10 protein-coding genes are annotated in these 13,185 nt (G+C 74.9%); 7 read left to right on the top strand and 3 right to left on the bottom strand.

What is annotated here, in order from left to right; all coding sequences use genetic code 11:
- Nucleotides 1-189: 189 nt before the first annotated feature.
- Entirely contained in the window at nucleotides 190-1,230 is a 1,041-nt protein-coding gene (locus tag LWC35_RS29110; protein WP_232873476.1) for a LacI family DNA-binding transcriptional regulator, read from the bottom strand.
- Nucleotides 1,231-1,544: 314 nt separating this feature from the next.
- On the opposite strand from LWC35_RS29110, the gene LWC35_RS29105 reads away from it, so the two are divergent.
- From LWC35_RS29105 to LWC35_RS29095, 3 genes are read left to right on the top strand one after another with little or no spacing between them, the layout of a single operon-like run.
- Nucleotides 1,545-2,720, top strand: coding sequence for a phytanoyl-CoA dioxygenase family protein (locus LWC35_RS29105; RefSeq protein ID WP_232873475.1), 1,176 nt, complete (start codon nucleotides 1,545-1,547; stop codon nucleotides 2,718-2,720).
- Entirely contained in the window at nucleotides 2,721-3,494 is a 774-nt protein-coding gene (locus tag LWC35_RS29100; protein WP_232873474.1) for an SDR family oxidoreductase, read from the top strand.
- A gap of 24 nt (nucleotides 3,495-3,518) precedes the next feature.
- Nucleotides 3,519-4,394 carry a TIM barrel protein gene (locus LWC35_RS29095; protein ID WP_232873473.1) on the top strand — a complete coding sequence of 292 codons (876 nt, stop codon included), beginning with the start codon at nucleotides 3,519-3,521 and terminating at the stop codon, nucleotides 4,392-4,394.
- Between the two features lie 36 nt (nucleotides 4,395-4,430).
- Here LWC35_RS29095 and LWC35_RS29090 read toward each other — a convergent pair whose 3' ends face one another.
- Both LWC35_RS29090 and LWC35_RS29085 read right to left on the bottom strand, forming a co-directional pair.
- Nucleotides 4,431-5,627, bottom strand: a complete 1,197-nt coding sequence (locus LWC35_RS29090) for an MFS transporter (protein ID WP_232873472.1) — start codon at nucleotides 5,625-5,627, stop codon at nucleotides 4,431-4,433.
- Nucleotides 5,628-5,707: 80 nt separating this feature from the next.
- Nucleotides 5,708-6,280, bottom strand: coding sequence for a DUF6069 family protein (locus tag LWC35_RS29085; protein ID WP_232873471.1), 573 nt, complete (start codon nucleotides 6,278-6,280; stop codon nucleotides 5,708-5,710).
- A gap of 107 nt (nucleotides 6,281-6,387) precedes the next feature.
- Between LWC35_RS29085 and LWC35_RS29080 the strand changes: the two genes are divergently transcribed.
- The 4 genes from LWC35_RS29080 (at nucleotide 6,388) to LWC35_RS29065 (ending at nucleotide 13,144) form a co-directional block, all read left to right on the top strand.
- Entirely contained in the window at nucleotides 6,388-6,807 is a 420-nt protein-coding gene (locus tag LWC35_RS29080) for a hypothetical protein (protein WP_232873470.1), read from the top strand.
- Between the two features lie 65 nt (nucleotides 6,808-6,872).
- Nucleotides 6,873-8,180 carry a BTAD domain-containing putative transcriptional regulator gene (locus LWC35_RS29075; protein WP_232873469.1) on the top strand — a complete coding sequence of 436 codons (1,308 nt, stop codon included), beginning with the start codon at nucleotides 6,873-6,875 and terminating at the stop codon, nucleotides 8,178-8,180.
- A complete protein-coding gene (locus LWC35_RS29070) occupies nucleotides 8,177-11,341 on the top strand; it encodes a response regulator (protein ID WP_232873468.1) in 3,165 nt (1,054 codons plus the stop codon). The genes LWC35_RS29075 and LWC35_RS29070 overlap by 4 nt, the downstream gene beginning before the upstream one ends.
- A gap of 153 nt (nucleotides 11,342-11,494) precedes the next feature.
- Nucleotides 11,495-13,144 (top strand): purine-cytosine permease family protein, encoded by a 1,650-nt coding sequence (locus LWC35_RS29065; RefSeq protein ID WP_232873467.1) that lies wholly within the window; start codon nucleotides 11,495-11,497, stop codon nucleotides 13,142-13,144.
- Nucleotides 13,145-13,185: the final 41 nt, after the last annotated feature.

The following is a 13,185-nucleotide window of genomic DNA, read 5'->3' as shown; positions in this document are numbered from 1 at the left end:
GTGTGAGTGTTGATCTGTGGAAGGACCAACTTCTCTACCGGGGTCCTGCGCCCGTTCCGGGTCAACTCACCGTCGTCGGCGTGTCGCCCCGCCACCACCGCGCCGCTACTGAGAAAGGCTCAATGCGGTCGGGAGCAGCCTGGAAACGCGTCAGGGATCCCTACCGCAGCTCGACCTGGCGCGGTCGGCTCAGCCCGGCCGGGGCGGCGCGGTCGTGCGGCGGACGGTGAGGTAGGGCTCGAGCACCTGCTCGGGTCCCGCGTCGGCGCGCCCGCCGTCCAACCGGGCGACCACCGCCTCGACCGCCCGGCCGGCGAGACCCACCGTGTCCTGCCCCACCGTCGTCAGGCCGACGTGGGCCATGCGGGCGAGCGGGTCGTCGTCGTAGCCGACCACGGAGACCCGGCCGGGGACGTCGACCCCGTTGCGGGCCAGCGCGTCGAGCAGGCCGACGGCCGTGCGGTCGTTGAACGCGACGACGGCGGTGGGCAGGTGGCCCTCCGCGAGCAGTGCCTCGGCGGCCCGGATCCCGATGATCTCGGTGCCGGACGGCGTGCCGTGGCCCGGCAGGACACGCGGCTTCAGTCCGCGGGTCGCCATCGCGCGGAGGTAGCCGTCCCGGCGGTCCCGGGCGACCGTTCCGGGGCCGCCGTCGACGTAGGCGATCGCGGTGTGCCCCAGGCCGTGCAGGTGGTCGACGGCCAGTGCGGTGCCGGCCTCGTCGGCGGTGCGCACGACGTCGGGTCGCGCCCGGTTCGCGCCCGGCGGCGGGTCGAGACGGCGGCAGAGCAGGACGAGCGGGACGGTCGCCGCCAGCTCGCTCAGCCGGGCGACGGGTGCGTCCGGACCGATGAGGACGAGTGCCTCGCAGCGGGAGTCGAGGAGCGTCTCCACCGCCCGGTCCTCGCCACGGCTGCGGGTGATGGTGGAGAGCACCAGGTCATAGCCGCGGGCCTCGGCGGCGTCCTGAAGGTGCTCGGCGACATCGGCGTGGAAGGGGCTGCGGACGTCGATGAGCAGGCCGATCAGACGGCTCCGGCGGCGGGCCAGCAGGCTCGCGGCGCGGTCGGGCCGGTAGCCGAGGCGTTGTGCCGCGTCGAGGACCCGGGCGCGGGTCTCGGCACTCGGGCCGGGCGCCCCGCGCAGCACCAGCGACACGGAGGCGGGCGAGACGCCGACCTCGGCCGCCACGTCGTCGAGCCGGACCCGGCGCCCGCCGTTGCCCGCCATCCCGCCTCCTCGCCGGACCGCGCCGCCGCGGCCCGCAGTATGGAACCACAACGCGCCTCAGCCCCGCCCTCACGCGCACTCTGGAACCACAACGCGCCCCCGCCCCTCCCACAACCGCACTGTGGTTCCACAACGCGCTCCGGCAGCCGCGCCGAGCGCAGTGTGCTTCCACAACGCGGTCGGCCTGGTGGTGGAGGGTGGAGGCCCTTGACACCACCCCGCCGTGGCCTGGACCATACTCGGGTTTGAAGCGCTTTAAACCCTCTGCGCTCCCGGCGGTCACGACCCGCCCCACGACTCCCGGAGGACCTTCGATGACGAGCTCCGTCCGCCCGCACGCGCCGGTGTGGCTCGACCCGGCCGAGGCCCGCGTCGACGACCTGCGCGCCGTCGTCGAGCAGCAGACCGATCCGGCCGCCTTCCCCCTCGCCGAGATCGTCTCGGGCGTCACGGTCTACGACGGCGACCGGCTGCGCCGCGAGGCCGAAGGCGACGGGCGGCGCACGGTCCAGGCCGAGCTGGTGCGCGCCCTCCTCGACGGCCCCGGGATCGTCGTGGTCACCGGCGCCTACCCGGACCGCGCCGTCGTCGACCGGGCCACGGACGCCTTCTTCGCGCTGATCGAGCAGCAGAAGGCCACCGGCGCCGCGGTCGGCGACCACTTCGCCGCACCGGGCAGCAACGACCGGATCTGGAACGCGCTGGAGAAGCTCGCGGTCGCCGAGCCGGACACCTTCGCCGCCTACTACGCCAACGACGTCCTCGCCCTCGTCTCCGAGGCCTGGCTCGGCCCCGCGTACCAGATCACCTCGCAGGTCAACGTCGTGAACCCGGGCGGGAAGGCGCAGTCCCCGCACCGCGACTACCACCTCGGCTTCATGAGCCCGGCCGGTGCGGCCCGCTACCCCGCCCACCAGCACGCGCTGACCCCGGCGCTGACGCTGCAGGGCGCCGTCGCCCACTGCGACATGCCCGTCGAGACCGGGCCGACGCTCTACCTGCCCCACTCCCAGAAGTACGCGCACGGCTACCTCGTGGCCGAGCACGAGGAGTTCCTGGGCTACTTCGCCGAGCACCACGTCCAGCTCCCGCTGGCGACCGGCGACGCCGCCTTCTTCAACCCGGCGCTGCTGCACGGGGCCGGCACCAACCGTTCGGCCGACGTCCGGCGGATCGCCAACCTGCTGCAGGTGTCGTCGGCGTTCGGGCGGGCGATGGAGCACGTCGACCGGGCGCGGGTGTGCCGCGCGGTTCTGCCGGCGCTGCGCCGCATGCGGGCCGCGGGTGCCGACGAGGCGCAGCTCCGCCGGGTCATCGCGGCCTCGGCCGAGGGTTACGCCTTCCCCACCGACCTGGACCGCGACCCGCCGGTCGACGGGCTGGCCCCGCCCTCGCAGGCCGACCTGCTCACCGAGGCGGTCCTGCTCGGCCACGACGACGACACCTTTGCCGCGACCCTCGCCGCCCGTTCTGCGAAGCGAGGCTTCTAGATGCTGCTGGAGGACAAGGTCGTACTGGTCAGCGGGGGGACGGCGGGCGTCGGCGCCGCCGTCGCCCGCGCCGCCGCCCGGGCCGGGGCCTCGGTCGCCGTCACGGGCCGCCGCCGCGAGCCGGGCGAGAAGGTGGCCGCCGAGCTGCGCGAGCTGGGGGCGGGCGCCCTGTACCGGCCCTGCGACGTCGCCGACCCCGCCCAGGTGCGCGCCGCCGTCGACTCCGTGGTCGCCGAGTTCGGCCGGGTCGACGGGCTGGTGAACGCCGCGGGCCTCACCGACCGCGGGAGCCTCGTCGACACCACGCCGGCGCTGTTCGACCGGCAGATCGCGATCAACCTCAAGGGCCCGTTCTTCGCGATGCAGGCCGTCGTGCAGGACATGCTGCGGCGCGAGGCACCCGGCTCGATCGTCAACATCGGCTCGGAGGCGGCCAACGGCGGCGCGCCCGTCCTCGCCCCGTACGTCGCGGCCAAGGCGGGCCTCGCGGGCCTGACGAAGAACGCCGCGCACGCCCACCGGTTCGACCGGATCCGGGTCAACCAGCTGAACATCGGCTGGACCGACACCGAGGGCGAGGACCTCACCCAGCGCCGCTTCCACGGCGCGGGCGACGACTGGCGCGAGCGCGCCGCGGAGCGGCTGCCCGCCGGGCGCCTCGCCGACCCGGACGAGATCGCCGAGATGGTCGTCCTCCTGCTCTCCGACCGCAGCGGCGTGGTGACCGGGTCCGTCCTGGACTGGGACCAGGCCGTCGTCGGCGCCCACGACTGACCCCACCTCCCGAGAGGCACACCGATGTCCACTCCCAAGATCGCCGGCGCGCCCATCTCCTGGGGCGTGTGCGAGGTCCCCGGCTGGGGCCACCAGCTCACGCCCGCGCGGGTGCTCGCCGAGATGGCCGACGTGGGGCTGGTCGCCACCGAGTTCGGCCCGGACGGCTTCCTCCCCCACGACCCGGCCGCCAAGGCGGCCACACTCGCCGCGCACCACCTGACCGCGGTCGGCGGCTTCACCCCGACCCTGCTGCACCTGCCCGACCACGACCCGGTCCCCGGCGTCGAGGCGCTGCTGCCGTCCTACGCGGCGGCCGAGGCCGGCACCCTGGTCCTCTCCGCCGACACCGGCGGCACCGGCTACGACACCCGCCCCGAGCTCGACGACGCCGGCTGGAAGACCCTCCTGCTCAACCTCGACCGCATCAGCGCCGTCGCGGCCGCGGCGGGGATCGAGACCGTGCTGCACCCGCACGTCGGGACCATGGTCGAGACCGGCGACGACGTCCGCCGCGTGCTCGAGGGCTCGTCGATCGCGCTGTGCCTGGACACCGGGCACCTGCTGATCGGCGGCACGGACCCGGCCGAGCTCACCCGCCAGGCCCCGGAGCGGATGGCGCACACCCATTTCAAGGACGTCGACCTCGGGCTGGCCCGCCAGGTCCAGGACGGGCGCCGCACCTACACCGAGGCCGTCCGGCAGGGGATGTACCGCCCGCTCGGCACCGGTGACGTCGACTTCGGCTCGATCGTCGCCAGCCTCCGTGGCCGCGACTACCAGGGCTGGTACGTGCTGGAGCAGGACACGATCCTCACCGAGGCACCCACCGGCGTCGGCCCGGCCGGCGACGTGCACACCAGCGTCGAGCAGCTCACGAGCCTGCTGGCCCGGCCGTGATGACCTGACCTCGTCCCGTGCGGGGCCGACCGGCGGTCAGGCCCGGACCCGGGTGCCGACGGCGAGGAGGGCGGCGGCCGCGCCGGTGCCGGCGAGCAGCACGAACAGCTCGGGATAGCCGCCGAGGGCGCCGGCCAGGGTGGCGCCGGCCCACGGGGCGACCGCGGTGGCCGTCATCGCGGGCGCGGAGAGGATGCCGCTCAGCCGCCCGTAGTGCGCCGCGCCCCACCGGTCGCTCACCGCCGTCGCCTGCAGCAGTGTGAAGATCCCGCGGGCGGCGCCGGTCAGCATCGCCAGCGCGACGAGCAGGGGGACCGGGCCCGGCGTGAGGCCGAGGACCAGGGTGGTCGCGGCGAGCGCGCCGAGCACGAGCACGGACCGGCCCCGCGCCGGCAGGGCGCTCAGCCGCCCGTAGCCCAGCCGGCCGAGCACCTGCCCGATCCCGCCGAGGCCCAGCGCCCACGCCGCCGTGCCGGTGGACAGGCCGCGCTGCAGCAGCAGCGGGACCTGGTTCACCACGACCGCGAACGCCGTGAAGGCGCCGAACCCGACCGCCACCGTGACCAGCACGAACGGGCGGCTCCGGGCGATCGGCCCGGGATCGGCGTGCCGGCCCTCGGCCGGGGCGGCAGCGTCGGGCCACGGCCCGCGCAGCCCGACCAGGTGCGCCGGGACGGTCACCACGAGGAGCACGCCGGCGAGCACGAGGTAGGCGTGCCGCCAGCCGAGGTGCCCGAGCAGCGTGGCGGTGAGCGGCGCGAACACCGTGCTGGCCAGCCCGCCGAGCAGCGTCACGGCGGTGAGGGCGGTGACCCGCCGCGGCCCCCACCAGCGGGTGAGTGCGGCGAACGCGGGAGGGTAGAGCGTCCCGGCCATCGCGATCCCCGCGAGCAGCCAGGCGCCGAGGAACAGCGGGAACGAGGGCGCGAGCGCCACCGCGGCGACCGCGGGCACCGCGATCGCGGAGGCCGCCGTCATGATCCAGCGCGGTCCCCACCGGTCGAGGGCGTGGCCGAGCGGGATCCCGACCAGCGCCGAGGTCACCAGCCCGGCCGAGAAGGCCCCGGTCACGGCCCCGATGGACCAGCCGGTCTCCCGGGACAGCGTCGGTGCGAGGACCGGGAAGGCGTAGTAGAGGACGCCCCAGCTGGTCACCTCGGTCACGCACAGCACGGCGAGCACCCGGCGCAGCCCGCTGCGCCCGAGCTCCGCCGTGCCGTCCACGCTCGCCACCCTGCCTCCTCGGCCGTGGGCGCGCAGGAGCGCTCACGGCGGAACTGGCCGTCGTCGGTGCGGCGTCGGGCCGCCGGCGGTCAGCGCATCCGGCGCGCCGAGGCCCCGGCGCCGGCCACCAGGCTGCTGATCACCAGCCCGATCACCAGGTGGATCACCGCGTTCGCCACGCGCTCGCCGATCGGCGCGGAGCCGAGCAGCGGGAGCAGGGCCGCGACCACGGTGACCAGGCCGACGATCCAGGTCAGATAGGTCATCGGCCGGGGCGTGGAGAGCAGCAGCAGGTGAGCGAGGCCCGTCGCCGCCAACGCCGCCACCGCCGACAGGATGCACAGCAGGACGGTGCGCGAGTCGCCCAGCGCGCCGGAGCTCGCCGGGCCGTTGAAGGCGATCCGCAGCACCGCGCGCACGACGAGCGTCCCGACCATCGCGATCAGGGCCGCGACGATCGCCGTCGCCACGCCGGCCGCCCAGAGCCGGCCCGCGTCGACCGACGGCTTCGGGGCGCGGGGCGGCTCGTACTCCGGCGCGTACGACTGGTCCCCGTACTGCTGCGCCGGGCCGTACTGCTGGTCGGGCTCGGGGAGCCGCCGGGTCTCGTCCCCGCGGTCCCAGGTTCCGTACCCGCCGCCCGATCCGTAACCGCCGGACATCCCTCTTCCCCTCGCCGTCCCGCACGTCGTCGGGGTGAGTGTGTCGGCGGGGATCTCGACGGCAAAGTCGCCACGGCGCCACGACCGGGTGGGCCTACCCTGAGGCGGTGTCCGCCGCCCCCACCCCGCCCGGGTCCGCGCTCCCGGGCGACACCCTGCAGCCGCCGAAGCTCCTGCTCGGTCTGGTCGCCGCCTCGGCCGTCGCGCACGGCGGGCTCGCCGTCGTCGGCGGGGCCGTGTGGGCGCAGGTGCTCTCCGCGGTCCTCTGCGCGGCGGGGCTGGTCGCGGTCGCCCTGCTGATCGCACGGCCGGTGCCGCACGTCGTGCTCGGGGTCGCCGTGCTCGGCATGCTCGGCGTGGCGAGCTTCCTCGGCGTGCTCGGGGCCGCTCTCGCGACCGGCGGCCATCCCGTGTCCGGCTGGATCGGGCCGTGGGGGATCGCCGCGGTGATCGCCGACTCCTCGGTGGTCCGGATCGCGGCGGCCGTCCTGCGGCGGGCGGAGAACGCGGGCCGCGGACGGCCCTGAGCCGCGCGATCTGAACGTCACACACCGGTTACCTGCCGAGTACACCGGCTGCGCATGCTCGTAGCGTGATCGGCGCTGCTGAGGAGGGTCCGCTGATCGAGTTCCGGGTGCTCGGCGGCGTCGAGGCGTGGCGCGGCGGCGAGCGGGTCGAGCTCGGCGGGCCCAAGCAGCGGGCGGCCCTCGCGTCCCTCGTCCTGCGCACGGGCCGGGTCGTGTCCCTCGAGCAGCTGATCGACGACCTGTGGCCCGAGGACCCGCCGGCCCGCGCCGCGGCCACCGTCCAGGTCTTCGTCTCGAACCTCCGGCGCGCGCTGGAGCCCGACCGCCCCCGCGGTGCCCCGGCGACGGTGCTCGTCACGGCGGCGCCCGGGTACCAACTGGCCGTCGACCCGGAGGCGGTCGACGCGCACGCCTTCGCCCGGCTCGTGGACGAGGGCCGGGCAGCCCTGGCCGGCGACGATCCCGAGCGGGCGGCCGAGCTGCTGGCCCGGGCGGCGGAGCTGTGGCGCGGCCCGGCCCTCGCCGACCTGCCCGACGCGCCGTTCGTGCGCGTCGAAACGGTCCGGCTCGACGAGCTGCGCCTCGGTGCCGCCGAGGACCGGGCCGACGCCGAGCTGGCCCTGGGCCGGCACGCCCCGCTCGTGCCCGAGCTGGAACGGCGGGTGCACACGCACCCGATGCGGGAGCGCTCCCGCGCCCAGCTCATGCTCGCGCTCTACCGCTGCGGCCGGCAGGCCGACGCGCTGGCGACCTACCGGCACGGCCGCCGGGTCCTGCGGGACGAGCTGGGCCTGGACCCCGGCACCCGGCTGCGCGAGCTGGAGCAGGCGGTCCTGCGTCACGACCCGGGCCTGGCCTGGGAACCCCCGCGCCCGGTGGTCCTCCCCGCGGCCGCCCCGACGGCCGATCCCGGCGCCGACGAGCCGGGCCGCGTGCTCGTCGTCGACGACAGCGGGGTCAATCGCCGGATGCTGGTCGCCGCGCTGACCGAGCTCGGCCACGAGGTGCACGCCGCCGAGAACGGCCGGCGCGCGCTGGAGCTGTTGCCGGACGGGGGTTTCGACGTCGTCCTGCTCGACCTGCTCATGCCCGTGCTCGACGGCTACACGACCCTGGCCGCGATCAAGGCCGATCCCGCCCTCGACCACCTCCCGGTGATCATGGTCTCGGCGGTGCCGGACCTGGAGAGCGTGGTGCGCTGCATCGAGCTCGGGGCCACGGACTACCTGCCGAAGCCGTTCAGCGCCGCCATGCTCCGGGCCCGGATGCGCTCCTCGCTGACGTTGAAACGACTGCGCGACCGCGAACGCGCGGAGATCGCGGCCCTGCGCAGCGAGGTCGACCGGGCGCGCGCCGGGGCCGACCGGCGGTGACGCGCCGTGCCGGCCGCCGCACGCTCACCCGGCTGCTGACCGTCGGGCTCGGGATCGGCGGGGCCCTCCTCGCGGTGCTGCTGCTGGTCAGCCTGCTCGCCGAGCAGAGCATGCAGGACGCCACGCAGGCCGAGGCCCGCCGGTCGGAGTCGCTGCAGCTGGCCTACGAGCTGCGCCAGACCTCGGACGACCTCACCCGGATGGCCCGCTCCTACGTCGCCACCGGCGAGCCGCGCTACCTCGACTGGTTCCGGGAGATCCTCGGGATCCGTGCCGGCACCGCGCCCCGCCCGGTGGGCTACGACGGCATCTACTGGGACGTCGTCAGCGACACCGGGCAGCGCCCCACCCCCTTCGCGCCGCCGGACCCCTTCGCGACCCTGGCCGCCCGCGCCGGCTTCAGCGCGCAGGAGCAGGCCCTCCTGGCCACCGCGCAGGCCCGCTCCGACGCGCTGGCACGGATCGAGGAGCAGGCGTTCACGCTGGTCGCGGCGGGCGCGGCGACCTCGGACGCCGACCGGGCCCGGGCCACGGCGATGCTCTACGACCAGACCTACCTGCACGCCAAGGCCGAGATCATGGAGCCGATCGGGCAGGTCCTCACGCTCGTCGACACCCGCACGGCGCAGGAGACCGCGCAGGCCGCCGAGCGCGCCCGCGACTGGTCCGCGGCCGCGATCGGCACGGCGGTCCTGCTGCTGGCCGGCATGGGCGTGCTCGTGGTCGTGACCCGGCGGGACGTGCTGCGCCCGGTCGCCGAGCTCGACGCGGCCACCGCCCGGATCGCGGCGGGCGAGGCCGATGTCCGGGCCCGGGTGGCCGGCGTCGGCGAGGTCAGCGCGCTCGCCCGGCGCTTCAACGACATGGCCGAGCGCGTCCGTGCCCGCACCGCCGAGCTGCGGCTGCTGCACCGGGTGGCGGCCACCGCGCACCGGGCCACCGACCTGCCGACCGCCACCCGCGAGGTGTTGGCGCTGGTCTGCGCCCACACCGGCTGGACGTGGGGCCGCGCGTCCTTCGCCGACGGCACTCCCCTCACCGGGCACGGCGATCCGCCCGCGGCCGCCGGCCCGCGCGAGCGGGTACTCGCCACCGGCGCCCCCGCCTGGCTCCCCCGCCCGGACGACGGCTCCGACGAGGTAGCCGTGGCCCTGCCGGTGCGCGCGGCGGGCGAGGTCGTCGCGGTCGTGGAGTTCGTCGCGACCGGCCCCGCCGAGCCCGATTCCGCGCTGCTGGCCCTGCTGTCCGACGTCGCGGCGCAGCTCGGGCAGGTCGTGGGCCGGGTCCGGACGGCCGACGCCCTGCGTGCCGCCGCCACCGCCGCGGAGAGCGCCCACCGCGCGACGAGCGCCTTCCTCGCCACGATGAGTCACGAGATCCGCACGCCGATGAACGCCGTGATCGGCATGTCCGGGCTGCTGCTGGACACCGATCTCGGGCCCGAGCAGCGCCGCTTCGCCGAGGTCGTCCGGGACAGCGCGCACGCCCTGCTGCTGATGATCAACGACATCCTCGACTACTCGAAGATCGAGGCGGACCGGCTCGAGCTGGAGCAGCGGCCGTTCCACGTCGCCGAGTGCATCGAGGGCGCGCTGGAGCTCGTCGCCGCCGACGCCGCCGCCAAGGACCTCGAGCTGCTCTGCGTGGTCGAGCCCGGGACCCCGTCCGGCCTGGTCGGGGACGTGACGCGGGTGCGCCAGGTGCTGCTGAACCTGCTGAGCAACGCCGTGAAGTTCACCGACCGCGGCGAGGTCACCGTGACCGTGGGTGCCCGGCCGTGCGAGGACGGGCACGAGTGGCGGTTCACCGTGCGGGACAGCGGTGTCGGCATCCCCGCGGACCGGCTGGGATCGATCTTCGAGGCGTTCGTGCAGGTCGACGCGTCGACCGCCCGGCGCTACGGGGGCACCGGCCTCGGCCTGGCGATCTGCCGGCGGCTGGCCGAGCTCATGGGGGGGTCGGTGACCGCGGAGAGCACCCCGGGCGCCGGCACGTCGGTCACCGTGACCGTGCGGGCGGAGGCCACCGAGGGCGTGCGCCGCGATCCCGTGCCCGACGCCGGCCGCGCGCTCTCCGGCCTGCGGGCGCTCGTCGTCGACGACCATCCCGGCAGCCTCCGGCTGCTCCGCCGGCGGCTCGGGGCGTGGGGCATGCAGGTCAAGGACACGACCTCGCCCGCGACCGCGCTGCACTGGTTGGACGAGGGCCGCCGGTTCGACGTCGCCGTGCTCGACGAGCGCATGCCCGGGCTCGACGGGCCCGGACTGGCCGCCGCCATCCACGCCCGGCCCGCCGGTGCCGGGATGCCGCTGGTCCTGCTCACCTCGCTCGGCAGCCTGCCGGGCGACCGCACCGGGATCGCCGCGGTGCTGAGCAAGCCGGTCCGGCCCGCCGCGTTGTTCCGCGCGCTCGCCGACGCCCCCGCGGACCCGGTCGCGGTCGCGCCCGGGCGCGCCGCCCCGCGGATCCTGGTCGCCGAGGACCACCCGGTCAACCAGCGGCTCGTGTCCCTGTTGCTCACCCGGCTCGGGCACCGCGCCGACGTGGTCAGCAACGGCCTCGAGGCGGTGGCGGCGGTCCGGGACCGCCACTACGACGTGGTGCTGATGGACGTCCGGATGCCCGAGCTCGACGGGCTCGGCGCCACCCGCCGGATCCGGGCGGAGGCCGAGGTCCGGCAGCCGTGGATCATCGCGGTGACCGCGGAGCCCGGCGGTCGGGACGCCTGCCTGGCCGCGGGGATGGACGACCACCTGACCAAGCCCCTCGTCGCCGTCGAGCTCGCCGAGGCCCTGACCCGGGCGCCCGGCCCTCCGCCGCCGGACCCGGAGGCACCCGCCCCACTCGACCCGGCGGCCCTCGACCGGCTGCGCGAGCTCGTCGGCGGCGACGCCGACACCCTGTCCGGGCTCGTGGCGGACTTCCTCAGCGAGACCCCGCCCCTGGTGCACTCGCTGCGTGCCGCGGTGGCCGCCGGCGACCCGGAGGGCGCGCAGCGGGCGGCGCACACCCTCAAGGGGCTCGGCGACACGTTCGGCGCCACCGCGATGGCCCGCCTGTGCCGGCGCGCGGAGGTGCGCGGGCTCGCCGAGCTGGGCCCTGTCGTCGAGGAGATCGCGGACGAGCACGCGCGCGTCGCCCAGGCCCTTCGCAGTATCTGACCTGCTCACGCGGCACTTGGTGGTCGTTTAGCGCTGCACTGTTCCCTGGTTCGCGGGGTCGGCGCAGCCCCCGCCGGCGATCCGCACGAGGGCCGCCGGAGATCACCACCGAACGTCACTCCGCGATCGGACGATGTCCGGAAAGGCAGCCGCATGAGCATCGAGAACCGGGAGGCGGGCGCCGCGCCGGCGGCCACCGCCGACGTCGGGACCGCCGCGAAGGAGACGCTGGAGGACTACACCCTCCGCTTCGCCCCGCGCAGCTACCGGAAGTGGTCGACGGGCGTCGTCGGGGTCACGGCACTGGGCGGCATCGCCTACCTCGCCGACTTCGCCATCGGCGCCAACATCGGCATCTCCTACGGCACCACCAACGCCCTCTGGGGCATCGGTGTCTTCGCGGTGGTCATCTTCGCCACGGGCTTCCCGCTGGCCTACTACGCCGCGCGCTACAACCTCGACCTCGACCTGATCACCCGCGGCTCCGGCTTCGGCTACTACGGCTCGGTCGTCACCAACGTCATCTTCGCGACGTTCACGTTCATCTTCTTCGCCCTCGAGGGCTCGATCATGGCCCAGGGCCTCGAGCTCGGGCTCGGCATCCCGCTGTGGCTCGGCTACGCGCTCTCGACGCTGATCATCTTCCCGCTGGTCGTGTACGGGATGTCGCTGCTGTCGAAGCTGCAGCTGTGGACCACCCCGCTGTGGCTGGTCCTGATGGTCGCGCCGTTCGTGTACCTGCTGGTCAGCCACCCCGACTCGGTGAGCTCCTTCTTCGCCTACCAGGGCGAGAACGGCCAGGGCACGCCCAGCCTCGGCGCCGTGATGCTCGCCGCCGGCGTGTGCCTGTCGCTGATCGCGCAGATCGCCGAGCAGATCGACTACCTGCGCTTCATGCCGCCGAAGACGCCGGCGAACTCCCGGCGCTGGTGGACCTCGATGATCCTCGCCGGCCCGGGCTGGGTGTTCTTCGGTGCGATCAAGCAGATCGTCGGGCTCTTCCTCGCCGTGTACCTGATCGCCAACGTGGCCGACGGCGCCGCCGTCGCCAACCAGCCGGTGCACCAGTTCCTGGAGATCTACCGCGATCTCCTGCCGCCGTGGCTGGCGATGACGCTCGCCGTCGTCCTCGTCGTGATCTCGCAGATCAAGATCAACGTCACCAACGCCTACTCCGGCTCGCTGGCCTGGACGAACTCCTTCACCCGGGTCACCAAGCGCTACCCCGGCCGGCTGGTGTTCCTCGGCGTGAACCTGGTGATCGCGCTCGTGCTGATGGAGGCGAACATGTTCGACTTCCTCAACACGATCCTCGGCTTCTACGCCAACTGCGGCATGTCCTGGGTGGTCGTGGTGGCCGTCGACATCGCGGTCAACAAGTACGTGCTGAAGCTGTCGCCGATCACGCCCGAGTTCCGGCGCGGCATGCTGTACGCCGTCAACCCGGTCGGCTTCGGCTCCATGCTCGTGTCCGCGGGCGTGTCGATCCTGGTGTTCTTCGGGGTCTTCGGCGCGGCGATCCAGCCCTTCTCCCCGCTCGTCGCGATCGGGCTGGCCGTGGTGCTGCCGCCGCTGCTCGCGATCGCGACCAAGGGGAAGTACTACCTGCGGCGCACCGACGACGGCCTCGACCTGCCGATGTTCGACGAGCACGGCAACCCGTCGGGCGAGGTCCTGCACTGCCACGTCTGCCGGCAGGACTTCGAGCGCCCGGACGTCACGAAGTGCGAGACACACGACGCCGTCGTGTGCTCGCTGTGCCTGTCCACGGACACGGTGGGAGATCACGTCCTGCCCGCGTGAGGGACGGGTGGCGGTCGTCGCGCACATGCGGCGGCCGCCAC

Source organism: Pseudonocardia kujensis (genome assembly GCF_021283305.1).
GTDB classification, from domain to species: Bacteria; Actinomycetota; Actinomycetes; order Mycobacteriales; family Pseudonocardiaceae; genus Pseudonocardia; species Pseudonocardia kujensis.
The sequence above is the reverse complement of the archived record's forward strand: the minus strand, read 5'-3'. Positions and strand labels throughout refer to the sequence as shown.

Coding starts and splice junctions, on each gene's coding strand:
- LWC35_RS29110 (WP_232873476.1), bottom strand. CDS start 1,230: ATGGCGGGCAACGGCGGGCGCCGGGTCCGGCTCGACGACGTGGCGGCC.
- LWC35_RS29100 (WP_232873474.1), top strand. CDS start 2,721: ATGCTGCTGGAGGACAAGGTCGTACTGGTCAGCGGGGGGACGGCGGGC.
- LWC35_RS29095 (WP_232873473.1), top strand. CDS start 3,519: ATGTCCACTCCCAAGATCGCCGGCGCGCCCATCTCCTGGGGCGTGTGC.
- LWC35_RS29105 (WP_232873475.1), top strand. CDS start 1,545: ATGACGAGCTCCGTCCGCCCGCACGCGCCGGTGTGGCTCGACCCGGCC.
- LWC35_RS29085 (WP_232873471.1), bottom strand. CDS start 6,280: ATGTCCGGCGGTTACGGATCGGGCGGCGGGTACGGAACCTGGGACCGC.
- LWC35_RS29065 (WP_232873467.1), top strand. CDS start 11,495: ATGAGCATCGAGAACCGGGAGGCGGGCGCCGCGCCGGCGGCCACCGCC.